Origin of the sequence: Sphingomonas lycopersici (assembly GCF_026130605.1) — a bacterium.
Taxonomy (GTDB): Bacteria; Pseudomonadota; Alphaproteobacteria; order Sphingomonadales; family Sphingomonadaceae; genus Sphingomonas; species Sphingomonas lycopersici.
This window is the reverse complement of sequence record NZ_JANFAU010000001.1, coordinates 643,553-669,039: the sequence shown is the minus strand read 5'-3', so window position 1 is coordinate 669,039 and position 25,487 is coordinate 643,553. Positions and strand designations below refer to the sequence as shown.

The following is a 25,487-nucleotide window of genomic DNA, read 5'->3' as shown; positions in this document are numbered from 1 at the left end:
GTCGGTCCTAAGCTTGCGTATGCGGATCATGGGCAAGCTCCTTTCCTTCCTCGCGTTCCTGCTGCTGCTGGTGGGAAGCCCCGCATTTGCGCATGAAGGCCATAAAGCCGACATGAGCGACGCGGAGCTGGCGCAGATGCGAGCGCAACCGGCCAATGCGAGGCAGGCGACGCCGGCTGGCGCTGCGTCGCAGGGCACGATGGCGATGGAGCACGCGCACGGTGTGGCGCCGGACGCCGCCGCGCCCGCGGCCGCGGACAATCACGTCAAATCTCTCGGCGATTTCCTCGGCCGGCTCCACCCGATGCTGGTCCATGTCCCGATCGGGCTGCTGATGGCGGCGCTGCTCGCCGAATTGCTGTTCATCTGGAAGCCAATGGCCGGGTTCGGCATCGTCGTGCGTTTCCTCGCGGTCGGCGGCGCGCTCGGCGCGGTGGCCGCGGCCTTGCTCGGCTGGTTCTCCGCCGGCTGGCGGCTCCACGACCGGTCCGACACATTGATGGCGCACCGCTGGAACGGCACCACGATCGCCGCGGTCAGCATCGCCGCCGCAATGTTCGCGTTCCGCGCCAACCGCACCCCATTGCGCATCCTGCTCGTCTTCTTCGCGATCGCCTTACCGATTCAGGGCTATCTCGGAGCGGAGATGGTCTACGGCCCCAACCACCTCGGCCTGTAACGGAAAAAGGGCACCCACATGCTTTCATTCAATCCCGGAAAATCCGCGCGCCTCAGGCTGGCCGGCGCCGCGCTGACATTGCTTGCCGCCTGCTCGGGCGTGGCGCAGGCGACGACCTATACGATGTACCGCGATCCCGGATGCGGCTGCTGCAAGAAATGGGCGGAGCACATGCGGTCCGCGCTCAAGGCGCAGATCACGGTGGTCGAGACGCGCGACGTCGCCGCCGTCGCGGAACAGCGCGGCGTGCCGGCGGCGCTGCGCTCGTGCCACACGCTGATCGCGGGCGGCTATGTCATCGAAGGCCATGTCCCTGCCGCCGACATCGCGCGGCTGCTCGCGACCAGGCCCAGGGGCGTCACCGGCCTCGCGGTTCCCGGCATGCCGCTGGGCTCGCCGGGGATGGAAGCCGGCGGGGAGAAACAGCCCTATCAGGTGATCGCTTTCGGGCCGGGCGGGCGGCGGGTGTTCAGCAGCCATAACCGGTGACCGCGGCGGTCTCCGCGCGATAAATAAAGCAATAAACGGGCCAGATTGAATGACCTGGTGGTGAAATCGCCACGCGCCGTCGCTATAAAGCCGGTAGCGGGTATGGGGATTTTGACCGACCGATGAATGTTACCGACCGTGCGGCGCTGACGCGTCGTGGTTTGCTGGGCGCAGGCGGCCTGGTCGCCGCCGCTGCCATTCTGCCAACACATGCAAGCGCGGCGCTGCCGGCTGCGCCACGCACCTCGCCGCGCGTCGTGCGGCCCGAGCTGATGCGCCGCGCGCTCGCCGCCTTGCAACGCCACGGCGCGCGCGTGCAGCGCGATCGGATGGCGATCGTTGATTTCGACGCCGCATCGGCCGAGCCGCGGTTCCATTTCGTCGATCTGGCGAGCGGCGCGAGCATTGCCAAGCTGGTCGCGCACGGCAGCGGATCGGATCCCGCGCATACCGGCTTCCTCCACCGCTTCTCCAACGCCAACGGCTCGAACGCCTCGTCCGAAGGCGCCTTCCTCGCCGCCGATTATTATATCGGCAAGCACGGCCGGTCGCAGCGTTTGATCGGTCTCGATCCCACCAACAGCAACGCCCTCGCCCGCGCGCTCGTCATCCACGGCGCCTGGTATGCCAATGCCGACATGATCCGCACACACGGCATGCTCGGGCGCAGTCAGGGCTGTTTCGCGGTCGGCGAGCGCGAACTCGCCGAGGTGTTCGAACGGCTCGGTCCCGGCCGGATGATCTACGCCGCGAAGGTGTGACGGGCGAGCGCGGCGATTACTTCCCGATCACGAAATCCTTCAGGCTGCTGACATCGGTCAGCGCATCGGGGGTGACGACGACGGTCGCGCCGGGCACCAGCACGCTTTCGATCGCGGCGCGGGTCGCCGCGGTCATGTCGACATCGCCGAGCTGCATATCCTCGTCGAGCGTCTGCCCGGGCAAGGCGATCCGCGTCCAGCGCCGCGCCCCCGCGGAATCGGCGGACTGGAGCGAGTAGAGATAGGGGTGGCTGATCTGCCGGTTCACCCCGACGGTGGCTCGGCCGATGATCCGCCCGCCGCGGATCACGAACAGGGCGCGATCGGTGGTGCTGACGACGATCGACACCGGCCCGGTCGGCGCGCGCGCCGGATCCCAGAAATCGCGCGCACCCGGCGCGCCTGCCCCGGTCTTCGCCGCCGCGGCGATTACGTCGCCCGCCGGGACCACCGCCGGCAATGCCTCGCGCTTGGTCACCACCACCGTCATCCCGAGCGGGGTCGCGCCGTAGAGCATCTGCGCGAATTTCGCCGGCAGGCGGATGCAGCCGTGCGACGCGGCATGCCCCGGCAGCGCGCCGGCATGAAGCGCGATCCCGTCCCATGTCAGCCGCTGCATGAACGGCATCGGCGCGCTATTGTAGAGGTTGGACCGGTGATCCTTCTCCTTCTGGAGCACGGTGAAGATCCCGGTCGGCGTCTCATGCCCCTTCTTGCCCGACGAGACGGTGGTGATCGCGATCGGCAGGCCGTTGCGATAGACCACCGCGCGCTGCGTCTCGAGGTTGACGACCATCAGGATCGGCCCCGCCGGCGCGGTCTGCGGCGCCCACATATATTCGCCCGCCTTGAGCGCCTTGGCCGATCGCAGCACGGAGGCATTGTCGAGCGTCGCGCGCCCGGTGACGGTGACCGTGGCGGGTTCGGGGGCGGAAACCTGCGGCGCGAGCGCGGCGGCGAGCAAAGCGAACATCGACATGCCGGCGCCTTAGCGCGGATGAAGGGCGGTTTGAATCGCGGAAATTTCGCCGCTCCGGCCGATTACCCGCGCGTGCGGACACATGTTGCGCATAAACAACGCATGAAGTGGATATAGATACGTATAAATAGGCAAATGCGTTATATTTGCTTGATCGATCAACGAATCACGCTAGGGGCAGCGCAATCCACGCGGGCCGCGAGCCGCCGCCCGTGCCATATCGCTCTACGGGGAGGAAAGTCGTGAAACAGGGTCTGGCCGGAACATCGCGTCTCGCGTTCGTCATCACCGCCGCCGCGCTCGCGCAATCCGCGCTGGCGCAAACCGCCGCTGCGCCCGAAGCCGTGCCGGCCGCCCCGGCCGACAATAATGCGATCGGCGATGTCGTCGTCACCGCGACGCGGATGGGCGCCACCGCGCTGCAATCCACCCCGATCGCAGTCAATGCGGTGACCGGCGCGCAGATCGCCGATCGCGGCGTCCGTGATGCGCAGGACCTCAAGGCCTATGTCCCCAGCCTGCAGGTGTCGGACCTCAACGGCTATGCGCAATTGTTCATCCGCGGGGTCGGATCGAACACGGTCTATATCGGCTCGGACCCGAGCACGACGATCAACCTAGACGGCGTCTACCTCGCCCGCCCGCTGGGCTATTTCAACGAATTCCTCGACGTCGAGCGGGTCGAGGTGCTGCGCGGGCCGCAGGGCACGCTCTATGGCCGCAATTCGGTCGGTGGCACGGTCAATATCATCTCGCGCACCCCGTCGGACACGTTCGAGGGGCAGGTCCAGGCACTCTACGGCACGTACAACCGCTATGGCGTGCAGGGCTATGTTTCCGGCCCGCTGACCGAAAGCGGCGTCCGCGCCAGCCTGGCGTTCGACGTCTCGGGGCACGACGCCTATCGCAAGAACGTCTCGACCGGCGGCGATGTCGAGGACAATCGCTCGTTCGGCGTGCGCGGTCAGGTGCTGATCCCGCTGGGCGGCCACGATACGTGGACCTTGCGCGCGGATTATTCGCGCCAGGCCGGCGCGCTCGGCGGCGCGATCAAGCTGCTGCGCCCGGACGGCAATGCGCTCGACGATTCGATCCTCGGCGATTTCTCCAAGGTGTCGATGAACGACCCCAACCGCACCGTGCTGAAGAATTACGGCTTCGCCAGCGATGCCTCGTTCCAGCTCGCGCCGGGGCTCACTCTGCGCTCGCTGACCAGCTATCGCGGGATCGACGGCTCGATCGTCGCCGATGCCGACGCGAGCTCGATGGCGATCCTCGCCGATTACGTCACTCCGATCAGCCAGCAGCAGTTCAGCCAGGAATTCACGCTCAACGGCAAGAGCCGCGCGCTCGATTACGTGCTCGGCGCTTATTATTTCCAGGAGGTCGATCGCGAGCCGCAGGTCGTGCCGATCCTCGCCGCGGGGATTTCGCATGTCCAGCAATCGCGGCTCTTCGCGCGCGCCGCGGCGGTGTTCGGGCAGGTCGAATATCACGTCAATGAAATGGTCTCGCTGGTCGCCGGGCTGCGCTACACCGCCGAGCGCAAACATTATCAGCTCGACGATTATTTCACCGCCTCGACCTCGACCAACCCGGCGATCGTCCGCGCCGCGCCGGTGCTGTCGGGCGTGCCCGGTCTCCCCGATCCGTTCACGGTCGACACGGTGCGCCGCGATCATGCGCTGACCCCGAAATTCGGCATCAACATCCGCCCGGCGAGCAACGCGCTCGTCTATCTGTCGGCGACGCGCGGGTTCAAGAGCGGCGGGTTCGATTATGGCGCGAACAACGCGGTCGACGCCGCCGCCGGCTATGGCCCGGAGAAATTGTGGTCGTATGAAATCGGCCTCAAGAGCGACTGGTTCAACCGCCGGCTGCGCGTCAACCTCGACGCTTTCTATTATGATTACACCGACCTGCAGGTCGAGAATTTCGTCCGCATCGGCAATTCGTTCGGCGCGCGGACGCAGAATGCCGCCACCGCGCATGTGAAGGGGGTCGAGCTCGAACTGCAGGGCCGCCCGGTCGCCGGGCTCGAGCTGTTCGGCAATGTCGCCTATCTCGACGCGCGTTATGCGCGTTACGATGCGGCCTATGTCACCGCGTTCGGCACGTTCGACGCCGCGGGCAAAAGGCTCAACAACGCGCCGCGCTGGTCGGCGACCTTCGGCGGCACCTATACGCAGGATCTCGGCAATGCCGGATCGGCGTTCGTCGGGGTCGACGCGCATGTCCAGTCGACGGTCTATTTCACCCCCGCCAACGACGGGGTGAACGGCGTGACCGGCTATCCCGAGCAGCAGCGCGGCTATGGCGTGCTCGGCGCGCGGATCGGGTGGAACAGCGCGGACAAATTGTGGAAGTTCACCGTATCGGGCAGCAACCTCACCGATCGGCAATATGTCACCGGCACCGCGGGCTATACCGCCGCGATCGCCGGCCGCCCCGGCCGCCCGCGCGAGGTGATCGCGCAGATCAGCCGGAAATTCTGAGCCTAAACGGCGCCGCGATGTGGATTGACGCGGCGCAGCATTTGCCTATGACCGATCACGCGACAGGTTCCCCTTGACCGGGGATTGAAAGGGAACGGGGTTCGAAACCCCGGCTGCCCCTGCAACTGTGAGCGGCGAGCCACCGTGCCACATGCCATTGGGATCGACATCCTGAGAAGGCGGCACGGAGCGGCATTGACCCGCAAGCCAGGAGACCTGCCCGTCGCGGTCGTCCTTCGACCGGCCAGGGTGCGCCGGACGGACGGGGGTCAAACCCGCGAGACGACAAGCAACCAGCCCCGGTGCGCATCGCGCGCCGGCGCATGTCGTCATGTGGGAGACTATGAAGCTTCTCTATCCAATCGCGGGCGTCGCGCTGATCGCGCCCAGCCCCCTTTTCGCCCAATCCGCCAACCAGCCGCCGGTATCGGCGCCGGCGCCCGACGCCGCCGCCACGCCCGATGCCGACGGCACCGTCGTCGTCACCGCGATGCGCGCGCCCGTCGCGATCGATCGCGTCGCGGCGTCGGTCACCGTGCTCGACAAGAATGCGATCGACCGCGCCGGCGACATGTCGGTTTCCGATCTGCTGCTGCGCACCCCCGGGGTCACCATGTCGCGCAACGGCGGTTATGGCACCGCGACCAGCCTGCGCATCCGCGGTGCAGAGAGCGATCAGACGGTGGTGGTGATCGACGGGGTCAAGCTCAACGATCCGTCGGCGACCGGCGGCGGCTATAATTTCGCCAATCTGCTGACCGGCGACGCCGGGCGGATCGAGGTGCTGCGCGGGCCGCAGTCGATCCTGTGGGGCAGCCAGGCGATCGGCGGGGTGGTCAATGTCGTGACCCCGCTGCCCGAAAAGCGGCTCGAGGGCAGTTTCGATATCGAAGCGGGCAGCCGCGATACCGTCAGCGCGCGCGCGGCGATCGGCGGCAATGACGGGCCGCTCGCATGGCGCGTCGGCGGGCAGGCCTTCACCACCCGCGGCATCTCCGCGATCGCCCCCGATTTCGGCGGGCGGGAACTCGACGGCTATACCAACCGCTCGATCGCCGGGCGTGCAGTGCTGACGATCACGCCCAACGTCAGCGCCGAACTGCGCGGCTATTATGCCAACGGCCGCGCCGGGATCGACGGATTCAGCGGCGACACCCCCGAATATACGCTCAACCGCGAATTCGTCGGCTATGCCGGCCTCAATGTCGCGCTGCTCGACGGGCGGTTCCGCAACCGGTTCGCTTATGGCTACACCAACACCGATCGCGACAACTACAATCCGGCGCGTGCGCGGACGCTGACCTTCGACGCGGCAGGGCGCAACGAACGGCTCGAATATCAGGGCAGTTTCGCGATCACGCGCGGGGTCGACGCGGTGTTCGGCGCGGAGAATGAGGTGAGCCGCTTCCGCAGCGTCTCGCCCGCCGCCAGCCTGTCGGTGCCGATCCCCGCGCCCGCACGCGGCCGGGCGGAGATCACCAGCTTCTACGGCCAGCTCAACGCCGCGGTGATCGCCGGGCTGACGCTGACCGCGGGGGTGCGCAACGACGATCACAGCCGCTACGGCGGCAAGACCCTGTTCGCCGGCGGCGGCGCCTGGGCGTTGCCCACCGGCACCGTGTTCCGCGCGAGCTATTCGGAAGGCTTCAAGGCGCCGACGCTCTACCAGCTCTTCTCCGAATATGGGAACCAGGCGCTGCGCCCCGAACGCGTGAACGGATGGGAAGCGGGGGTCGAACAGCGTTTCCTCGACGGGCATGTCGCGCTCGGCGCGACCTATTTCGAGCGGCGCTCGAACGACCTCATCATCTACAACGGCTGCTCGACCGGCGCGATCGACTCGATGTGCCTCGTCCCCGGCAGCACCACCCAGCGCCGCTTCGGCTATTACAAGAACGTCTCGCGCGCCTTCGCCAACGGCATCGAGGCGGCCGGGCATGTCGCGCTCGGCAAGCGGCTGACGATCGACGGCAATTACAGCTGGACCGCATCGGAGGATCGCTCGCCGGGCGTCGCCACGTTCGGCCGGCAATTGCCGCGCCGCCCGCGCCACGCGTGGAACGCCAGCGCCGATTACAGCTTCCCAGGCGGTCCGTCGTTCGGCGCGGCGGTGCGCTGGTCGGGCGATACGTTCGACAGCGCGACGAGCAATGTCGTGCTCGCTTCTTATACGTTGGTCGACCTGCGCGCCGAGCTGCCCGTCACCCCGGGGCTGCGGCTGTTCGTGCGCGGCGAAAACGTGTTCGACGAGAAATATGAGACCGTCTATCGCTACGGCACCCTCGGCCGCAGCATCTATGCCGGCTTCCGGGGGCGCTTCTGATGCGTGCGCCGTTCATGAAAGGAGCAACGACGATGACCCGATCCGATGCGCGCGTCTCCACGCTGTGGATCATGCTGCTGACGCTGGCGAGCGCGCTCACCACCCTGGCGCTCGCCTGTGCGACGCCGTTCACCGCGCTCGCCGCGCTGGCGGCGACGCAGTTGCGCGCGCGCGACGGTATCGTGCTGATGATCGCGAGCTGGGCATTGAGCCAGGCGACCGGTTTCTGCCTGCTCGGCTATCCGCGCGACACATCGACCTTGCTATGGGGCGCGACGCTGGGGTTGGCGGCGGTCGCCGCGGTCGTCGGCGCGCGCGTCGCCGCCGATCGCGTCGCGCCGGGCCGCGTGCTGCTGCGCATCGCGATCGCCTATCTCGGCGCGACGATCGGGTTCAAGATCGTCCAGCTCCTCGGCGCGGTCGGGCTCGGCGGGGTGGATATCGCGCTGTCGCCGGCGATCAACGCGCGGCTGTTCGCGCGCAACGCCGCGATCCTCGCCGGGCTGTATCTGCTCTATCGCACGCTCGTTGCGGCGGGGCTCCCCGCCGCGCCGCGCGACCGGCCGGTCACCGCATGCTGAAGCCCGTCCCCGGCGGCGCGGCGGTGGTGGCATGCAACACCTGCCGCAACGTCGCGGGGGCGGCGCTCGTCGCGGCGTTGCGCCGGGTGCAGGGTGGCGACGCGGCCTATGCCGAGGTCGCGGTGCAGGAGATGCCGTGCCTGTTCGCCTGCCGCGAGTCCTGCACCGTCCACCTCCGCGCGCCGGGCAAGATCGGCTATGTCCTCGGCCGCTTCGACCCGACCGACGAGGCGGCGCGCGCGATCCTCGATTATGCGCGCGCTTATGCCGCGAGCGAGTGGGGGCAGGTGCCGTACCGCGACTGGCCCGAGGGGGTGAAGGGCCATTTCATCACCCGCACTCCGCCTGAAGGATATGTCGTCGCATGAGGATGTTCGGATCGGTCGCCGCGTTCGAGACCGCGCTCGCCACCCTCCCCGCCCCGGATCGCGTCGCGCGCGATGCGGCAGCGGCGCGACAGGCGCAACTCACCAAACCGCCCGGCTCGCTCGGCCGGCTGGAGGAAATCGCATTGTTCGTCGCCGGCTGGCACGGCGCCGCGCGGCCACGCATCGCGCACGGCCGCGCATTGGTGTTCGCCGGCAACCACGGCGTCGTCGCACGCGGGGTGAGCGCCTTTCCCGCCGCGGTGACCGCGCAGATGGTGGCGAATTTCGCCGCCGGGGGCGCGGCGATCAATGCGCTCGCCGCTGCCGCCGGGCTGGCCCTGTCGGTCGTCCCGCTCGATCTCGACCGGCCGACCGAGGATTTCACCACCGGCCCGGCGATGACCGCCGATGACTGTCTCGCCGCGCTCGACGCGGGCGCGGCGGCGATCGGCGATGCCGATCTGCTGGTGCTCGGCGAGATGGGGATCGGCAACACCACCGTCGCCGCCGCGCTCGCCGCCGCAAGCTTCGGCGGGGCGGGGGCGGACTGGGTCGGCCCCGGCACCGGGGTCGATGCGGCCGGGGTGCAGCGCAAGGCGGCGGTCGTCGACATGGCGTTGGCGCATCACGCCGGGCACCTCGACCAACCGTTCGAGATCCTGCGCCGGGTGGGCGGGCGCGAGATCGTCGCGATCGCCGGCGCGATCATCGCCGCGCGCCACGCACGCATCCCCGTGCTGCTCGACGGCTTCATCGGCACCGCCGCGATCGCCCCGCTGGCGCACGGCAATGCCGCGATCACCGACCATTGCCTCGCCGGGCATTGTTCGGCCGAGCCGGGGCACCGCGGCTTGCTCGACCGGCTCGGGCTGTCGCCGCTGCTCATGCTCGACATGCGATTGGGCGAGGGCAGCGGCGCGGCGGTGGCGGCGCAGATCGTCCGCGCCGCGCTCGCCGCGCATGATGAAATGGCGACCTTCGCCGAGGCCGGCGTCGCCGGGGGATGACGCGCTTCGCGCTCCACCTGCTACGACACGGCGCGCCGGTCGTCACCGGGCGGATGCTCGGGCATCACGATGCCGAGGTTACGGCGGGCGGCATCGCGGCATGCGTCGCGCAGGCGCGAGGACTTCCGCCGGTCGATGCCCTAATCGCCTCCGATCTCACCCGCGCACGACGCTGCGCCGAGGCGATCGGCACGCCGCGGCGCGACCCGCGCTGGCGCGAACTCGATTTCGGCGCGTGGAACGGGCTGGCGGCGAGCGATATCGACCCCGTCGCGCTGGCGTGCTTCCACGATGACCCGGATGCTCACCCGCCCCCCGGCGGCGAAAGCTGGTCGGCGCTGGTCGCGCGGGTCGGCGCGGCGATCGACGATCTCGCCCCCGTCCCGACATTGGTGGTGACCCACGGCGGGGCGATGCGTGCCGCGCTCGCGCATCTCTGCGGGCTGAGCCTCGCCGCGACCTGGGCGTTCGACCTGCCCTATGCCGCGATGCTGTCGCTCACCGTGTGGGAAGGAAAACCGCGCCGCGCGCAGATCAACGAGTTGCGGCAATGCGATCGCTGATCGTCGCGCTGGCCTTCCTCACCCGCCTGCCGATGCCGCAGCTTGCCGCCGATGCGCGCGATTTCGCGCGCGCGGTGCGGCTCTATCCGGTCGCCGGGCTCGCGATCGGCGTGCTGGTGGCGGGCGCGGGATGGCTCGGCGGACGGATCGATCCGTGGCTCGGCGCGCTCGCCGCGACGACATTATGGATATGGGCGACGGGCGCGCTCCACCTCGACGGGCTGGGCGACGTCGCCGACGGGCTCGGCGCCGCGCACGGCGATCGCACCCGGCTTTTGCAGGTGATGCGCGATCCGCACATCGGCAGCTTCGGCGTCACCGCGATCGCGCTGCAACTCGCCGCCAAGCTGGTGCTGCTCCACCTTGTCCTGCCGACTAGCTGGCTTGCGCTGATCGCGATCCCCGCCGCGGCGCGGCTCGGGCCGCTGGCCTGGGCGCGGTTCCTGCCCCCGCTGCGCGACAGCGGTTTGGGCGCGAGCATCGCCGGCGCGATCACGCTGCCGATATTGGCCGCATGGGGCCTCGCGCTGGCCGCTGCCTGCTTGCTGTTGCCACCGCTCGCTACGGCGCCGGTGCTGATCGGCGCGTTCGGCTGGTGGGCGCATCGCCGCCTCGGCGGGGTCACCGGGGATGTCCACGGCGCGGGAATCGAGCTGGTCGAAACCGGGCTGCTGCTCGCCTTCGCGCTTCGCCTCGGGTGAGACGATAGCTAAGCCCTTCGGTTCCCGCGCAATATCCATATACTCCGACATTTATTGCTGGACATTTGCAACAAATCCGCGAATTTCGCCGAAGCTCCCCGCCGTCAGGACGATATTGCTGCCGCGGCAGGGGCATCTTTAGGGGAGGAATGCTCCGGGCGTCCTCCACCCGCTTGCGGGCAACTCTCTCCTGGAGCGCGGTCGCGCCATCCCCTCCCCCCGGGCAGCAGGCCGCGCTCCCTCCACTGCCCCCGGTCCTTACCCGCAAATTGGCAGCCTTTCCGGGATAGCGACATCGCGCCGCGGAAACCCCTCTTGTTAACGCTCACATTTCGCGGTTATTGTCGGCGCATTAGATGGAGGGGATGGCGGAATGCCCGAAGGGACCGTCGACAGCCTGGTTTCGACGATAACCGGCATATTGTCGCCGCATGGCGCGGGCGCGAGCTACACGCCCGGCGATTTCAGCGTGCATTTCTTCATGCAGCTCGCGGTGATCCTTCTCGCCTGCCGTCTGGTCGGCTGGGCGGGTCAGCGGATGCTCGGCCAGCCGCAGGTCGTGGGGGAGATGATCGCCGGCGTCGTGCTGGGCCCGTCATTGCTCGGGCTGTTCTTTCCCGACTTTCAGCTGGCGCTGTTTCCCAAGGAGACCCGCAACGTCCTCTACGCCGGCGCGCAGCTCGGCGTGGGGCTTTATATGTTCATGGTCGGGCTGACGCTCCGGCTCGATCATTTCCAGGCGAAAGCGCGCAGCGCCGGGGCGGTGTCCGCCGCCGGGATCGTCGCGCCCTTCGTGCTCGCCGCCCTTGTCACGCCGTCGCTGCTGTCGGTCGACGGCCTGTTCGCGCCGGGAATCGGCCAGGGCAGCGCCACGCTGTTCATGGGGGCCTGCATCGCGCTGACCGCTTTTCCGATGCTGGCACGGATCATCAACGAACGCGGTCTGGCGGATTCGTCGCTCGGGACATTGTCGCTGACCGCCGGCGCGTTCGACGATGCCGCATCGTGGTGCGTATTGGCGGTGGTGCTGGCGACGTTCGGCGGCGGCGCCGGACTGGCGATACTCGCGATCGGCGGCGCGACATTATATGTCGGCTTCATGCTGCTATGGGGCCGGCGGCTGCTCGCGCCGCTCGGCCGCACCGTCGAGGCGCAGGGCAGCATGAGCACCAATGTCCTGGCGCTCACGATGCTGCTGTTCTGCCTCTCCGCCTTCGTGATGGACGCGATCGGCATTCACGCCATTTTCGGCGGCTTCATCCTCGGCGCCTGCATGCCGCGCGGCGCCTTCGTCGACGAGCTGAAACGCAAGGTCGAGCCGCTGGCAGTCGTGCTGCTGCTGCCGATGTTCTTCACCTATTCGGGGCTCAATACGCGCCTCGACATGGTCAATTCGGCGTCGCTGCTGCTCGTTGCGCTCGGCATCCTGGCGGCGTCGGTGCTGGCGAAATTCGGTGCCTGCTGGGCAGCGGCACGGCTTGCCGGCGAGGATAATCGCACCGCGCTCGGCATCGGCGCGCTGATGAACTCGCGCGGCCTGATGGAATTGATCATTATCAATATCGGCCTGCAGAAGGGGATCATCGGCCCCTCGTTGTTCTCGATGCTGGTGCTGATGGCGATCGTCACCACGATGATGGCGGGGCCGTTGTTCGAGCTCGTCTACGGCGCGAAAGCGCGCGCCGACGGCGAGCTCGCCGCGCTGAAGGCGGGGTAGGAGCGCGTCTCCACAAAACTGACAATCGACGGGAGGAAATGATGAGCAAGGCTTTCAGGCCGCTGTTGGCGGCCGCACTGCTGGCGTTCGCGGCGTCGGCCGCGCCGGCGCAGACCGGGGCGGACGCGCCGATCGTGCTGGCCGTCGATACCCGTTCGCCGGGCCCCCGGATCGATCGCAACCTGTTCGGCCAGTTCGCGGAGCACCTCGGCACCGGGATTTACGGCGGCGTCTGGGTCGGCCGGGATTCGAGCATTCCCAATGTGCGCGGCATCCGCAAGGACGTGGTCGCCGCGTTGCGCGCGATCAAGGTGCCGAATGTACGCTGGCCCGGCGGATGCTTCGCCGACGAATATCATTGGCGCGACGGCATCGGCCCGGCGAAGGGCCGGAAGGTGTCGATAAACTCCAACTGGGGCGACGCGGTAGAACCGAACAGCTTCGGCACCGACGAATTCTTCGACTTCATCGACCAGATCGGCAGCGAAGCCTATGTATCGGTCAATCTCGGCTCCGGCACCGTCAAGGAAGCGGCCGACTGGCTGGCCTATATGACGGCGGATCCCAAAACCACCGCCGGCCAGGAGCGCGCGGCGAACGGGCATCCCGCGCCCTATAAGGTCAAATATCTCGGCATCGGCAATGAATCCTGGGGCTGCGGCGGCTCGTTCAGCGGCGACGAATATGTCGCCTTGATGCGGCCATTTGCGCGCTTTGTGCGCAACTATAACCCCGCCCAGACGGGCGACGAGGCGATGCGGCGTATCGCGGTGGGGCCCGGCGATGCCAAGCTCGATTACACCGAAGCGGTCATGAAGGCCTATAAGGACCATAATTGGGCCTGGAGCATCGAGGGCTTGTCGCTCCACAGCTATACCACCGCGGGCTGGCCGCCATCCTATGCAAGCGAGAATTTCGACGAAGCGGCTTATGCCAGCCTGATCAAATCGACATGGGACATGGATAAGCTCATCCTTGCCCATGCCGCGGTGATGGACAAATATGATCCGGAGAAGAAGGTCCCGCTCGTTGTGGACGAATGGGGTGTCTGGCTGAAGCCCAATACGGGCACCAACCCAGGGTTTCTCCAGCAGCAGAATTCGATGCGCGACGCGATTATCGCGGCGCTCAACCTCAACATCTTCGCGCGTCACGCCGATCGCGTGCGGATGGCGAACATCGCCCAGATGACCAATGTGCTGCAGGCGATGATCCTGACCGACGGGCCGAAGATGGTGCTGACGCCGACCTATCACATCTTCAAAATGTACCTGCCCTTCCAGGACGCGACATTCGTTCCGCTCAAACTCGACGCGGGCACCTATACGCATGGTGCGGTGACGATGCCGCGGCTGGACGCGATCGCGGCGCGCGATACGGCCGGCAAATTGTGGCTTGCGCTCACCAATGTCGATCCGCACCGCGCCGCGCGGATCGAGGCGAGCGTCGCCGGGATGACCGTCCACGGCGCGCGCGGAGAGATATTGAGCGCGCCGCGCTTCGATGCGGTCAACAGCTTCGCCTCGCCGGAGGTGGTCCGTCCGAAGCCCTTCACCGGCGTCGTGAAGGGCGGGCGTGCGGCGCTCGTCATTCCCGCGAAATCCGTCGTGGTGGTGGCGATCGACTGACCGGCTATCGGTCCGGCAACGTGACCTTGCGTTGCGATGGTGATCGGCGCAGCTAGGGCGGCCAGAGGAGGAATGCGATGCCGACGCCGGTGAAGAAGGGCGATGTGCCGAGATCTGAAGACGATAAGAGCGCGATTGCCCCGGAATCCTCCAGAGGATCCGGGCGGCGGCTTCGCGGCGCGGTCGCGCATTATCTCGGCACCGCCATCGTTTCCGGACGGATCGCGCCGGGCGAGACGCTCACCGGCGAGGTCGCCAATGCCGAGGCGCTGAGCGTCTCGCGCAGCGCCTATCGCGAGGCGGTTCAGGTGCTGACCGCCAAAGGTCTGTTGGAAAGCCGGCCCCGGGCGGGAACCCGCGTTTTGCCGCGCAGCCGCTGGAATATATTGGACCCGACGTTGCTTGCCTGGGCGTTCTCCGGCGAGCCCGACATCAATTTCGTCCGCGATCTGTTCGAATTACGGGCGATTGTCGAACCGGCGGCGGCGCGGCTGGCGGCGGCGCGGCGGAGCAAGGAAGACTTGAAGGCGATGAAGGACGCGCTCGGCGCGATGCGCCGCCATACGCTCGCGACGGAGGCGGGCCGGATCGCGGACCGGGATTTTCACGAGGCGATTCTCGCCGCGACCCAGAACAGCGCACTGACCGCGCTGACCGCCAGCATCGGCGCGGCGGTGAACTGGACGACGCAGTTCAAGCAGCGGATGCGTGCCCTGCCGCGCGATCCGCTGCCCGGCCATGTCCGCGTTTACGACGCGATCGCCGCCGCTGACGCGGATGCCGCGGCGGCGGCGATGCACACGCTCGTCGATCAGGCGCTGGAGGACACGCGCGCCGCGATCACCAATCTCGCCGCCGATCGGGAATAGCGCGTTACGCCCCGCGCGACGGCGGCGAGCTCGGACATGCCTTAGCGTCGCAGCGCTGCATCTCCCCAGACGACCGGATCGGGGAAACGCATCGCCGTCGGTGCCCGCGCGACCAGCTCGATCAGCTTCACGCCGCGCACATCCGCGGCGATCGCGACCGGCTTCTCGCCAAACCGCAACGGCGGCGTCCGCGCGAGCAACTTGCCATCGCCATAGACGGTGAAGGTCACCGGCTGGCTGCGATCTCGCGCGGACTGATCGATCCCGACCGTGGCAGTGAAGCGCGCATAGCCCGCGTTGCGCACCTCGAGCCGTGAATTGGCGAGCACGCCGATGCCGGTGTCATAACGTTGACCGCTGATCGTCAATTGCTGGCCATAAGGCGTGGCGTCCGCCTGCGCACCGCCCCAGCCGCCGTAACGCGGTGGCTCGCGGCTGGCACGCGTGCCGAGCCAGGGGAGCAGCGCGCGATAGATCATTGGCTCCGCCTCGGGCACCGTCACCCCGTCGATCGCGGGGTTCACGCTGCCCGGCTGTTCGGACAGGTAAAGGCCACCCGCCAGACGGCGGGTGCCCTTGGCGGTAAATAGCAGCGTCTCCCGCGCGCCGAGCGCGAAATTCTGCTGCCCGCGGAAGCGGCTGTGGCCACCGCGCCACACGTCGGTCAGCTCGATATCGGCATCCGGCAGGAATTTCATGTGCGATGCCAGCAGCGTCGCCTCGATCGGCGCCGAGGTACGGTTGAGGATCGCGACCGCGCGGTCGCCGTTGCTCAGCGCCTTGACGAAGATCGACACCTCGTCCGAATCGAACGCGAGCACCGCCTGGTTGCCCGCGGGATCTTGATTGAGCGCGATGACGCGGCTGTTGCCGAGCAGGTCGATCAGCGCGCGATCCGCCTTGCGAAGATCGTAACCGATCATCAGCGGCGCGTTCAGCATCGCCCATAAGCTGAAGTGCGAGCGTGCTTCGACCAGATGGTTCGCGTCGAAATCGCCGCTGCCGACGAACAGCATGTCGGGGTCGTTCCAGGACCCCGGATGCGCATAAAGCGCGCGCCGCGCCGCGCTGTCGAGATTGTGCAGCATCCGGCTCCATTTGGGCGAAATATCCTCGCTGGTGCGCGATATGCTGCCCACGTCCTTTGCCCAGGAACGCACGTCGGCCGAGCCCCAGAGGCAGATGGAGTAGATGAAGTCATTGTCCGGCTTGACGCTTTCGATCGCGGTCCCGACCTGCTGATAGAGCCGCCGCACCGCCGCGACGTCGGTCGCCCCCACCGAATCGCTGTCGATCAGCGGATCGAGCGCGCGATAGACGCCGGCCCTGACCAGCGGATTGCTGGCCGGCAGCCCGCGAATGCCGCATCCGTCGACCTTGATCAGGTCAAACCCCCATTCCTGGAAATAGAGGCGGATGTCCTGCTCGACATGGCCGTAGAGACCGACCTCGCGCTCAGCGACGCTGCCCTCGGGCTGATTGGCGAAATTCGACGTATAGATCTGCCCGCAACTGTTGCGGCCGATGTCGGAATAGATGCCCGCTTTCAATCCCATCGCGTGCAGCCGATCGGTGAGCGGGCGAAAACTGGTGCGGCCGTCGGGCAATCGGGCGGAGGGAAATTTTGCCGCGCGGATGACCATCCGGCCGTCAGGCTGGTTGCGGCGCAACCACCAGCCGTCGTCGATGTCGATATAGCGATAACCCTTCTGCGCCAGCCCCGAATCGACGATAATACGCGCGGAAGCGAGCACTTTCTCCTCGTCGATGTCGCTGTTGAACGCATTCCAGCTCGCCCAGCCCATCGGCGGCAGCACCGCCGCGCCCCGGGCATAAGCCGTCCAGCGCGCGGTCGGATCGAGCGGATCGGCGGATGCGGCGAGCGGCGCGACCGCCTGCATTGCGACGGCCAGCAGCAAGGCACCGCGCGTGACGAGCCGGCGCGACGACGACGATAAACGGTTCGTCATGGCTCAGAAAGCCAGATTCTTGCCGAAGAACGGCAGCACGAAATTCTGGAAACGCACGGCGACATCGCTGGTATGAGTCCCCGAGTAGATTTCGAAGCTGTTCGCGACACCATAATTGTCGAGTATCTGATGCAGCTTCTGCGCATCATCCTTCAGACTATCCTGATCGCCGACATCGATCGCGATCGCCCGATATTGGCGCAGACGCGCGATATATTGATCGACAAAGGCCAGCGGGGCATTCGCCGCCCAGCGCGCCAGCACATCGCGCTTCTGCGCTTCGTCGCCGGTCGGCAGATCGAAGTAGAAGGGCGGGTTCTTCGGATCGGGCGACCAGGCGGAGGCCGCGGCGAATTGCGCGCGCACCCCCCATGGCAAGGCCGCGGTGTCGGCCATTGTTTTCGCCGTCTTGAGCGCGGCTTCGGCTTCCGGACTCAACGGCATCGCGCCCCGCGCCGAAAGGCAGCAGGGGCTCATCATATAAAGCGCGCCGAACACGTCGGCATGCTTCATCCCGATACGGCTTGCGCCATAACCGCCCATCGAATGCCCGACGAGCCCACGACTTTCCCGCCGGGCGATCGTGCGATAATGCGCGTCGATATAGGCGACCAGATCGCGCGAGACGAAGGTTTCGAAATCGCCCGTCGTGGGGGAACTCGAATACATCGATCCGTTGTGCACCGTCTTGCTATCGGGAAACACGACGATCATGTCCTTCACCCCGCGCGCGAACGCGCCCTCGACCGTCTGGGGGACATGAATCTCGCCCGACCATTGCTCCGCGCCGATCGAATAGCCGTGCAGCGCATAGACCACCGGATAGCGACGCTTCGGATCCTTCGCGTAACCGGGCGGCAACATGACCAGCACATCGCGGTCGGCGGCATTGCCCTCCAGATTGCCCTCCAGCGCCGGCGAATGCACCTTGATCCGCTCGACGGTGACCGGTTTAGCGGACGGTTCGACCGCCGGCACATTGGCCTTGACCTGCGCGGCGGCGGGGGACGCCGGGGCGAGCGTCGACAGCGCGACGCCCGCGATCAGCACCCTCGTCAAATTCTTCCTCATATCATTATCCTCTCTCGAACCTCGATCCCTGTCGGGACGTCGCTTTCATTTGTCCGGTTAATTGCCGCCGAAACGATCACCCGCCGCGCAGCATCTGCATGACCATCGCGCGGATGCGGCCGTAATTTCCTACCGCGAGCGGCCCCAGAATGCCGTGTCGCTCCTCGGGAATGTGGCGCAGCGGATGCCCGTCCGGCCGGAACACATAATGATCGAACAGCGCGCGCCATGCGGCGCGTTCGGCGGGCGGCCGCTCGGCGATGGCGATCATCGCCAGCATCATCGCGGTATTGGGCGCGTCCGGTCCGGCGCTGAACTCGTCCCACCAGTAATTGACGAGCAGATTGATCGACCCCGTCGCCTCGACCCGGTGCCACCACAATTTCGGCAGGTAAAGCGCGTCGCCGGCCTCGAGCTCGGCGACCGTCGCGCGGGCCTCGGCCGATGCGGAGGTCGCTAGGCTGGTCGCCCGGCCGGACATCGTGAAATCGACCGGCCCGATATGAAGGTCGGCAACCGCCTGCGGCGGATAGAGGGTGAAGCGGCGGCGGCCCGACACCACGCAGGCGATATTGTCGAACGTGTCGTTGTGACATGCAATGTCCGACCTATTGCCGATCCACAGCCGCGGCTGAACCGTGGATAGCAGCGGGCCGAGATTGTTCTCCGCCGCGAATCCCGGCAGATATTGCGCCGTATCGAGAGACCCGACGTAGACGGTCGGCGCGCCCGGCACGTCCGCGCTGGCGAGAATGCGGTCGAGCGCATCGGCGAGATCGGTGTCGACCCGGTCGAAATCGAAGCCGTCCAGCCTTTCGTTATAGGAATAGCGCCCCGCCTTCCCCACGAAGGCCTCTGCGCGGGTCGCGCTCGCGAAGCGCAGAAGATAGGCGCGCAACGCGACCGGCGATGTGGCGGCGGCGCGCACGACCGGCCAGTCGTTGACCAGGCCACGCACCACCACCGGCTCGCAGCGCGCCGCGATCTCGCGGAACTGCGCCGGATCGGCAAAGCGATCGGCCGCTATCTCCGGCACCGCTATCGTCATGCAAGCAGCCGGGCGTTGCGCCGCCGCGCGAGAACGGCGATCTGGTTCAACGAAAAGGTCATGCACATCGCCGCCTGCAGATATCCCTTGCGGAATAAAGCGGCGATTTCGACGTCGGGCAGATCGTTCAGGCCGTCGCGGCTGACGGTATAGAGCCCGTCGAGATCGAGCCGCTTCCCGTCATCGAAGGTCAGCGAGATATCGAGCGGTTCGACCAGCCTCAGTCGCAGCAACTCACCGATGAACGCGCGAGTCTCATGAATGCCGCTGTGCAATTGCCCGAGTATCATCTGGATCTTGCGCAGCGCTTCGGTCGGCGTGCCACCGTCATCGAAGAGGGCGATATCCGCCCCCGCACCGAACCGGGGATGTCCCGGCTGGACGGCGATATTCTCGTCCGCGACATGAAAACCCTGCCGTTGCAATTCGAGCGGGCGGAACGTCGCGGCCTTCTCGCCGGCCTCGAACAAAGTCTCCCCCGGTTCGAAACCGAACAGCGCGGCGGCATAGAATTCCCCGGTGGCCGGGTCTTTCGCGAGAAAGATCGGACATGCGCTTGCGGCCGCGGGAAACTCGCCGAGAACGATCATCACGAAATGCGGATGGGCGACGCCGGCATCGCTGCGAATCGCGAGATTGCGGTGCGCCTGATCGTTCAAAATCTCAAATTCGGCCGCCATCCCGCTCTCCCAGCCTTTGTTGTGCGGCGGTGTTGTGCGCCACCTGCACCGCCTTTGTAGGGCCTGAATAGCAGGTTCGAAAACACTGACAAATAATTCTTGATAGCGCTACCTTTTCGCGTTACCCAAAGCGCAGACCGGAACCGCAGATTCCGGAGTCGAGGGGATTTGGCGGCCTGACCGCACTGAAACTTCGTCTCCGGCAAACTCTGCATCGAGGTCGTCAGCCTCGGGGAAGGTGGTTGGCGTCGAAGCCGTCCCGACGCGAGAATGATCAGGACGGGGGAGGATGTGATGAAGAAGCAATCCAATTCGCGGGTGAACGGTGCGCGCGCGACCAGGCGCTTGTTGCTGACCGCCGCACCGGGCGTCGTTGCACTGACGATCGCCGCGCCGGCAATCGCGCAGGACGCTACGACGACGCTCGCCAGCCCGTCGGAAACGCCGAACGATATCGTCGTCACGGGCCTGCGCGCGTCGCTGCAGCGCAATCTCGACATCAAGCGCGATTCGCCCGGCGTGGTCGACGCGATCTCGGCCGAAGACATCGGCAAGTTCCCGGATTCGAACGTCGCCTCCGCGATGCAGCGCCTGCCGGGCATCTCGATCCAGCGCTCGGGTGCGCGCGGTGATGCGACCGGCGTCACCATCCGCGGGTTCGGCCAGGACTTCATCGATACTTTGTACGACGGCCGCCATATCTCGACCGCAACCGGCAATCGCGGCGTAGACTTCACCACGATCGGCTCCGATTTCGTCGGCCGTCTCAGCGTCTACAAGACGCCGGACGTCGAGCTTTCGACCAGCGCGATCGGCGGGATCATCGACGTCTCGCTGCCCAAGCCGTTCGACCGCGACGGCTTCCACCTTGCCGCCACCGCTGCCGGCTCGCTCCAGTCGCGCGACAAGAATGTGCGCGCCACCGGCGGCCTGCTGGTATCCGACACCTTTGCGGACAATACGATCGGCGTGCTCGCCGACGTGGCCTATACCCGTCGCGACACGACGTCGAACCACGTCTTCATCCCCGGCTGGATCGGCGCGCATTTCGCGCCCTGCCAGTCCGGGCCGATCGGCACGGATTGTTCGCCGACGAACGATCCGGCGAGCGCGGCCTGGGCGACGCCCAGCAACCGCCAGTCGATCCTGACCTGGTTCCCGCAGCAACAGGGGATCGAGCAGACGTTCAACCAGGACGAGCGCGTCGACGGGCGGATTGCGGTGCAATGGCGGCCGACCGACAGCATGTTGCTGACGATCGACGACAATTTCACCCGCCAGACCTTGAACAGCACCGCCTATGGCTATGCCGCGTGGTTCAACGGCAGCGACTTGCGCAACGTGAAATACGACAATCACGGGACGGTCGTCGATTTCAATCAGTTCGGCACGCCGATGGACTTCAACGCCAATCGGACCCGCAACATCTATGAAACCAATCAGATCGGCGCGAACCTGAAATGGGATATCGCCGAACATCTGAAGTTCGAGCTCGACGGCGCGATCGCGCGCAGCACGCGCAACCCCGGCCGCAACGGCTTCAACGACAGCATGGATATCGGCTACGGCGGCACCAACGGCTCGACGACGGTGCTCGGCGCCAATACCGGGCTGACGATCCTTGGTCCAAGCAGCCAGTATCTGCCGCAGATCCACGATGTCGGCCCGGCCGGCGATCTTTCCCGTTTCACCGACAAGTCGGTCATCGGCTCGCACGTCATCGTGCGCGGCGCGCCCTATAATACCGATCTCGTCAAGCAGCTGCGCGCGACGATCGGCTGGTCGAAGGATAAGTTCAGCGTCAAGCTGGGCGCGCAATATCTCGAGGACAAGCTTTACCAGGAATCGACCAGCACCTTCTCCAACGGCGTCTTCGCCAGCCGGGCCGGCTATGGCACGCCATCGGGGCGCCCCGGCGGATCGAGCGGCGGCATCGCGCCGCTGCCGGGCGGGGTATATCAGGGGAGCATCAGCACCGCGAACTGGATTCCCGGCTACAAGGGCGGTCTTGCGCCGTCGGTGCTCGTCTATGATCCGTATCAGGTCTATCGGCTGCTCGAGCAGACGGGCGGTTCGGTCGCTCCGTCACTCGATGCCGGCAGCGTGCTGCAGGTCCGGGAGAAGACCTATGCGATCTTCTTCAAAGCGAGCTTCGAGGACGAAATCGCGGGCATGCCGTTCCACCTGAACGTGGGCCTGCGCGACGAGGGAACGCACGTCACCACCACCGCGCTCGGCCGGCAGTTGCTCGGCCTGTCGATCCCGGCGGGGGATCCGACGCTGATCCAGCCCGATCCGGCGCTCGGGCCGCTTCACGACGGCTATTCGGCGACACAGCCGATCGTCAGTTCCTCCAGCTATAATTATCTGCTGCCGAGCGTCGACGCGAAGCTTGAGATCATGCCCAACCTGATCTTCCGGCTCGATGCTTCGCGGACGCTGACGCGACCATTGCTTGCCGATCTGCGCCCGACGATCAATGTCGGGACCTTGCGCCGCGGCAGTCTCGCGGCGAGCGGCGGCAACCCCAACCTCAAGCCGTATCTGTCGGACAATTTCGACGCCGCGATCGAATGGTATTATCAGCGCAACTCCTATTTCTCGGCAAACTTCTACCTGAAGCACCTGACCAACTTCATCGTCGGCGGCGTCACGACGCAGACCATCAACAATGTGATCGATCCCAGCACCGGGCAGATCGCGCGGTTCAACGTCAATTCGAAGGTCAACGGGCCGGAAGCGACGGTGAAGGGCTTCGAACTCGCATTGCAGCACGTGTTCGGCGACAGCGGCTTCGGCTTCAACGCCAATGCGACCTTGCCGTGGTCCGATCGCAATTTCGATCCTTCGGACATTTCGGGGACAGCTTTTGCGATTACCGGCCTTGCGAAATCGGCGAACTTCGTCGGTTTCTACGACAAGAACGGGTTCCAAATCCGCGGCGCGCTCAATTGGCGTGACAAATATCTGCTCCAGCTGGGCCAGAACCAGGGAGGCACGTTCGGTGCCGAGCCCGTGTACGTGAATTCGCAGCTGCAGATCGACGCATCGGCGAGCTACGATCTCACGCGGCAATTCACCGTGTTCGGCGAAGTGACCAATATCAACAATTCCAACTACAGCACGCACGGTCGCTACGACAATCAGTTGCTCGACGTCTGGTCTTACGGGCGCCGCTTCACCTTCGGCGTGCGTTTCCGCTATTGACCTGAGTTGCCGGGGGCGCCTTCTCGGGCGCCCCTACCCTTTTCCGGGGAATGCGATCGTGAAGCCCATCCAGAATATCGTGATCGTCGGCGGCGGGACGGCGGGCTGGCTGACCGCCGGGGTCATCGCCGCCCGTCATCGCGGCCGGATTCCGCAGGACTTCACGGTCACGCTGGTTGAATCCCCCAACATACCGATCATCGGCGTGGGGGAGGGAACCTGGCCGACGCTGCGCTCCACGCTCAAGAAGATCGGCGTATCGGAAACCGATCTGTTCCGCGAATGCGACGCTGCGTTCAAGCAGGGCGCCCGCTTCGCCAGATGGACGACCGGCGCGCAGGATGACGGATATTATCACCCGCTCGTCCTGCCGCAGGGTTTCGAACGGCTGAACCTCGTGCCGCACTGGCTCAGCGGGAACGGCCAGCAGAGCTTCTGCGACGCGGTTTGCCCGCAGGGCCGGCTGTGCGACGACGGTCTCGCGCCCAAGGCGATCACCACGCCCGAATATGAGGGCGCGGCGAATTATGCCTATCACCTCGACGCAGGGAAATTTGCGCCGTTCCTCACCCGTCACTGCACGGAGAAGCTCGGCGTCCGGCACGTCCGCGCCGATGTCTCCCGCGTCGCGCTGGATGAAAGCGGCGACATTCGTGCGATCGTCACCGAACAGGCCGGCGAGATCGCGGGGGATCTGTTCGTCGATTGCACCGGTTTTCGGTCACTCCTTCTCGGCGAAGCAATGAACGTCCCCTTCCGCGACTGCAGCGACATCCTGTTCTGCGACCGGGCGATGGCGGTGCAGGTGCCCTATGAGCATGAGGACAGCCCCGTCCGCTCGCACACCGTTTCGACCGCGCAAACCGCCGGCTGGATCTGGGATATCGGCCTTCCCACGCGGCGCGGGACAGGACATGTTTATTCGAGCCGCCATATTTCGGATGACGAAGCGGAGCGCGAGTTGCGCGCCTATCTCGGTCCGGCAGCCGACGACCTTGCCGTGCGCAAGATCGTGATCCGATCCGGTCATCGCGAACAATTCTGGGTACGAAATTGCGTCGCCGTGGGCATGTCGGCCGGTTTCCTCGAGCCGCTGGAATCATCGGCGATCGTACTCGTCGAACTGTCGGCAAAGCTGATCGCCGAACAAATGCCGCTGTGCCGCGAAGTCATGGACATCGTGGCGTCCCGCTTCAATGCGACGACGCATTATCGCTGGGGCCGGATCATCGATTTCCTGAAGCTTCATTACGTCCTTACGCGGCGAACCGACAGCGCATTCTGGCGCGACAATGTATTGCCGGAGACGATCCCCGAACGGCTGAGGGAATTGCTGCTGCTGTGGAAGTACCAGTCGCCCTGGTTTCTCGACGAATTCGACCGGGTCGAGGAGGTGTTTCCAGCGGCCAGCTATCAATATGTCCTCTACGGCATGGGTTTCCGTACCGAGGTGTCGCCCGGCATGGTGGCATATGACGCGCGTCATGCGGATCGCGCGATGCGCGAGAATGCAATGCTGACCGAACGGTTGCGCACCACCCTGCCCCGCCACCGCGATCTGATCCGCAAGATCCATGAGCATGGCCTGCAACCGGTATGACGGTTACCGCGCTATAACGCGCGGAACCGCGGTCGAATTGAAGCGCGCGCTACAATCCCGGTGATCGCGCGGCCCAGGCCTTGGTCGCCTGGCAGCTTTCCATCGCATGGAGATAGGCGGGGCGCGCCGTTGTACGGGCAAGATAGTCCCGCTCGACAGCCCCGGGGACGTAATTGCCGGTTCGCATGCCGAACAGAAGCGCATAACTTACCGAGATATCGGCAGCGGTGAACCGATCGCCGGCGAGATAAGGATGGTCGGTGAGGCGGCGGATGACCAACCCGAGCCGGGCCTCGAATGTCTCGAATGCCCAGCGCGTAACCCGCGCCTCCCGCTCGGCTTCGGGTGCCAGTTCGCGACCGACGAAGACGGCGTTCATCGGCCCGGCGAGCCCGGCCTCGCCCAAATGGAGAAATTGCAGGTAGGAAGCGAACGCCGGATCGTCAGGGGCGACGGCAAGCGAGCCCGGCCCGTAGCGGGCGAGCAGATATTCAAGAATGGCGATCGATTCGACCATGATCGTCTCGCCATCCTGCAATGCGGGAATGAAGCCAGCGGGGTTGATCGCAAGGAAGTCGGGATCATTCCCGACTGTCAGCAGATCGACCGGGCGCAGTCGATAAACCAGCCCCAGTTCCTCGAGCAGCCAGACGACCCGGAAACCGCGACCTTCGCCATAAACGGTGAGCATAGCCGAGCATCCCCGGATTGAACTCGACGCATATTATCATCCCGCGGCGCACGCCACTGG

Annotated in this window: 21 protein-coding genes and 1 riboswitch; of the genes, 15 read left to right on the top strand and 6 right to left on the bottom strand. The window is 66.1% G+C overall.

Annotated features, from left to right (window positions below; translation table 11 throughout):
- The first annotated feature begins 19 nt into the window (after positions 1 to 19).
- The 3 genes from NED98_RS02690 (at position 20) to NED98_RS02680 (ending at position 1,929) form a co-directional block, all read left to right on the top strand.
- Positions 20 to 679, top strand: coding sequence for a DUF2231 domain-containing protein (locus NED98_RS02690; protein ID WP_349293240.1), 660 nt, complete (start codon positions 20 to 22; stop codon positions 677 to 679).
- Between the two features lie 18 nt (positions 680 to 697).
- Positions 698 to 1,168, top strand: a complete 471-nt coding sequence (locus NED98_RS02685) for a DUF411 domain-containing protein (RefSeq protein ID WP_265311831.1) — start codon at positions 698 to 700, stop codon at positions 1,166 to 1,168.
- Between the two features lie 122 nt (positions 1,169 to 1,290).
- Positions 1,291 to 1,929: a murein L,D-transpeptidase catalytic domain family protein gene (locus NED98_RS02680; protein WP_265311830.1), complete on the top strand. Its 639-nt coding sequence runs from the start codon at positions 1,291 to 1,293 to the stop codon at positions 1,927 to 1,929.
- Positions 1,930 to 1,945: 16 nt separating this feature from the next.
- Here the strand turns inward: NED98_RS02680 and NED98_RS02675 are convergent, their stop codons facing one another.
- The gene (locus NED98_RS02675) at positions 1,946 to 2,908 is read right to left on the bottom strand and encodes a L,D-transpeptidase family protein (protein WP_265311829.1); all 963 of its coding nucleotides are present in this window, start codon (positions 2,906 to 2,908) and stop codon (positions 1,946 to 1,948) included.
- A 242-nt stretch (positions 2,909 to 3,150) separates the two neighbouring features.
- Here NED98_RS02675 and NED98_RS02670 point away from each other — a divergent pair, with 242 nt between their 5' ends.
- The 10 genes from NED98_RS02670 (at position 3,151) to NED98_RS02625 (ending at position 15,160) form a co-directional block, all read left to right on the top strand.
- Positions 3,151 to 5,403: a TonB-dependent receptor gene (locus NED98_RS02670; RefSeq protein ID WP_265311828.1), complete on the top strand. Its 2,253-nt coding sequence runs from the start codon at positions 3,151 to 3,153 to the stop codon at positions 5,401 to 5,403.
- Positions 5,404 to 5,450: 47 nt separating this feature from the next.
- A riboswitch (cobalamin riboswitch) is annotated at positions 5,451 to 5,641 on the top strand.
- Between the two features lie 105 nt (positions 5,642 to 5,746).
- Complete coding sequence (locus NED98_RS02665; protein WP_265311827.1) at positions 5,747 to 7,726, top strand: TonB-dependent receptor plug domain-containing protein; 1,980 nt, start codon at positions 5,747 to 5,749, stop codon at positions 7,724 to 7,726.
- Positions 7,727 to 7,758: 32 nt separating this feature from the next.
- A complete protein-coding gene (locus NED98_RS02660; RefSeq protein WP_265311826.1) occupies positions 7,759 to 8,307 on the top strand; it encodes a hypothetical protein in 549 nt (182 codons plus the stop codon).
- Positions 8,301 to 8,675 (top strand): DUF1636 domain-containing protein, encoded by a 375-nt coding sequence (locus NED98_RS02655; protein WP_265311825.1) that lies wholly within the window; start codon positions 8,301 to 8,303, stop codon positions 8,673 to 8,675. Before NED98_RS02660 ends, NED98_RS02655 begins: the two co-directional genes overlap by 7 nt.
- Positions 8,672 to 9,682, top strand: a complete 1,011-nt coding sequence (gene cobT / locus NED98_RS02650) for a nicotinate-nucleotide--dimethylbenzimidazole phosphoribosyltransferase (protein WP_265311824.1) — start codon at positions 8,672 to 8,674, stop codon at positions 9,680 to 9,682. Before NED98_RS02655 ends, cobT begins: the two co-directional genes overlap by 4 nt.
- Complete coding sequence (locus tag NED98_RS02645; protein WP_265311823.1) at positions 9,679 to 10,245, top strand: histidine phosphatase family protein; 567 nt, start codon at positions 9,679 to 9,681, stop codon at positions 10,243 to 10,245. The genes cobT and NED98_RS02645 overlap by 4 nt, the downstream gene beginning before the upstream one ends.
- Positions 10,233 to 10,946: an adenosylcobinamide-GDP ribazoletransferase gene (cobS, locus tag NED98_RS02640; RefSeq protein ID WP_265311822.1), complete on the top strand. Its 714-nt coding sequence runs from the start codon at positions 10,233 to 10,235 to the stop codon at positions 10,944 to 10,946. The genes NED98_RS02645 and cobS overlap by 13 nt, the downstream gene beginning before the upstream one ends.
- A gap of 373 nt (positions 10,947 to 11,319) precedes the next feature.
- Positions 11,320 to 12,663, top strand: a complete 1,344-nt coding sequence (locus NED98_RS02635) for a cation:proton antiporter (RefSeq protein WP_265311821.1) — start codon at positions 11,320 to 11,322, stop codon at positions 12,661 to 12,663.
- A gap of 41 nt (positions 12,664 to 12,704) precedes the next feature.
- A complete protein-coding gene (locus tag NED98_RS02630; protein WP_349293239.1) occupies positions 12,705 to 14,291 on the top strand; it encodes an alpha-N-arabinofuranosidase in 1,587 nt (528 codons plus the stop codon).
- Between the two features lie 77 nt (positions 14,292 to 14,368).
- Positions 14,369 to 15,160 carry a FadR/GntR family transcriptional regulator gene (locus NED98_RS02625; protein WP_265311819.1) on the top strand — a complete coding sequence of 264 codons (792 nt, stop codon included), beginning with the start codon at positions 14,369 to 14,371 and terminating at the stop codon, positions 15,158 to 15,160.
- 41 nt (positions 15,161 to 15,201) lie between these two features.
- On the opposite strand, the gene NED98_RS02620 is transcribed toward NED98_RS02625, so the two are convergent.
- The 4 genes from NED98_RS02620 to NED98_RS02605 form a co-directional block, all read right to left on the bottom strand.
- A complete protein-coding gene (locus NED98_RS02620) occupies positions 15,202 to 17,130 on the bottom strand; it encodes an NPCBM/NEW2 domain-containing protein (protein WP_432423282.1) in 1,929 nt (642 codons plus the stop codon).
- A gap of 3 nt (positions 17,131 to 17,133) precedes the next feature.
- Positions 17,134 to 18,201, bottom strand: a complete 1,068-nt coding sequence (locus NED98_RS02615) for an alpha/beta hydrolase (protein ID WP_265311818.1) — start codon at positions 18,199 to 18,201, stop codon at positions 17,134 to 17,136.
- A gap of 76 nt (positions 18,202 to 18,277) precedes the next feature.
- Positions 18,278 to 19,249 (bottom strand): cupin-like domain-containing protein, encoded by a 972-nt coding sequence (locus NED98_RS02610; RefSeq protein WP_265311817.1) that lies wholly within the window; start codon positions 19,247 to 19,249, stop codon positions 18,278 to 18,280.
- Complete coding sequence (locus NED98_RS02605; protein ID WP_265311816.1) at positions 19,246 to 19,929, bottom strand: SapC family protein; 684 nt, start codon at positions 19,927 to 19,929, stop codon at positions 19,246 to 19,248. The genes NED98_RS02610 and NED98_RS02605 overlap by 4 nt, the downstream gene beginning before the upstream one ends.
- A 294-nt stretch (positions 19,930 to 20,223) precedes the next feature.
- Between NED98_RS02605 and NED98_RS02600 the strand changes: the two genes are divergently transcribed.
- Both NED98_RS02600 and NED98_RS02595 read left to right on the top strand, forming a co-directional pair.
- The gene (locus tag NED98_RS02600) at positions 20,224 to 23,136 is read left to right on the top strand and encodes a TonB-dependent receptor (protein ID WP_265311815.1); all 2,913 of its coding nucleotides are present in this window, start codon (positions 20,224 to 20,226) and stop codon (positions 23,134 to 23,136) included.
- A gap of 55 nt (positions 23,137 to 23,191) precedes the next feature.
- Positions 23,192 to 24,736: a tryptophan halogenase family protein gene (locus NED98_RS02595; RefSeq protein ID WP_432423285.1), complete on the top strand. Its 1,545-nt coding sequence runs from the start codon at positions 23,192 to 23,194 to the stop codon at positions 24,734 to 24,736.
- 49 nt (positions 24,737 to 24,785) lie between these two features.
- Here the strand turns inward: NED98_RS02595 and NED98_RS02590 are convergent, their stop codons facing one another.
- Positions 24,786 to 25,427 (bottom strand): glutathione S-transferase family protein, encoded by a 642-nt coding sequence (locus NED98_RS02590; protein WP_265311813.1) that lies wholly within the window; start codon positions 25,425 to 25,427, stop codon positions 24,786 to 24,788.
- Between the last annotated feature and the right edge of the window lie 60 nt (positions 25,428 to 25,487).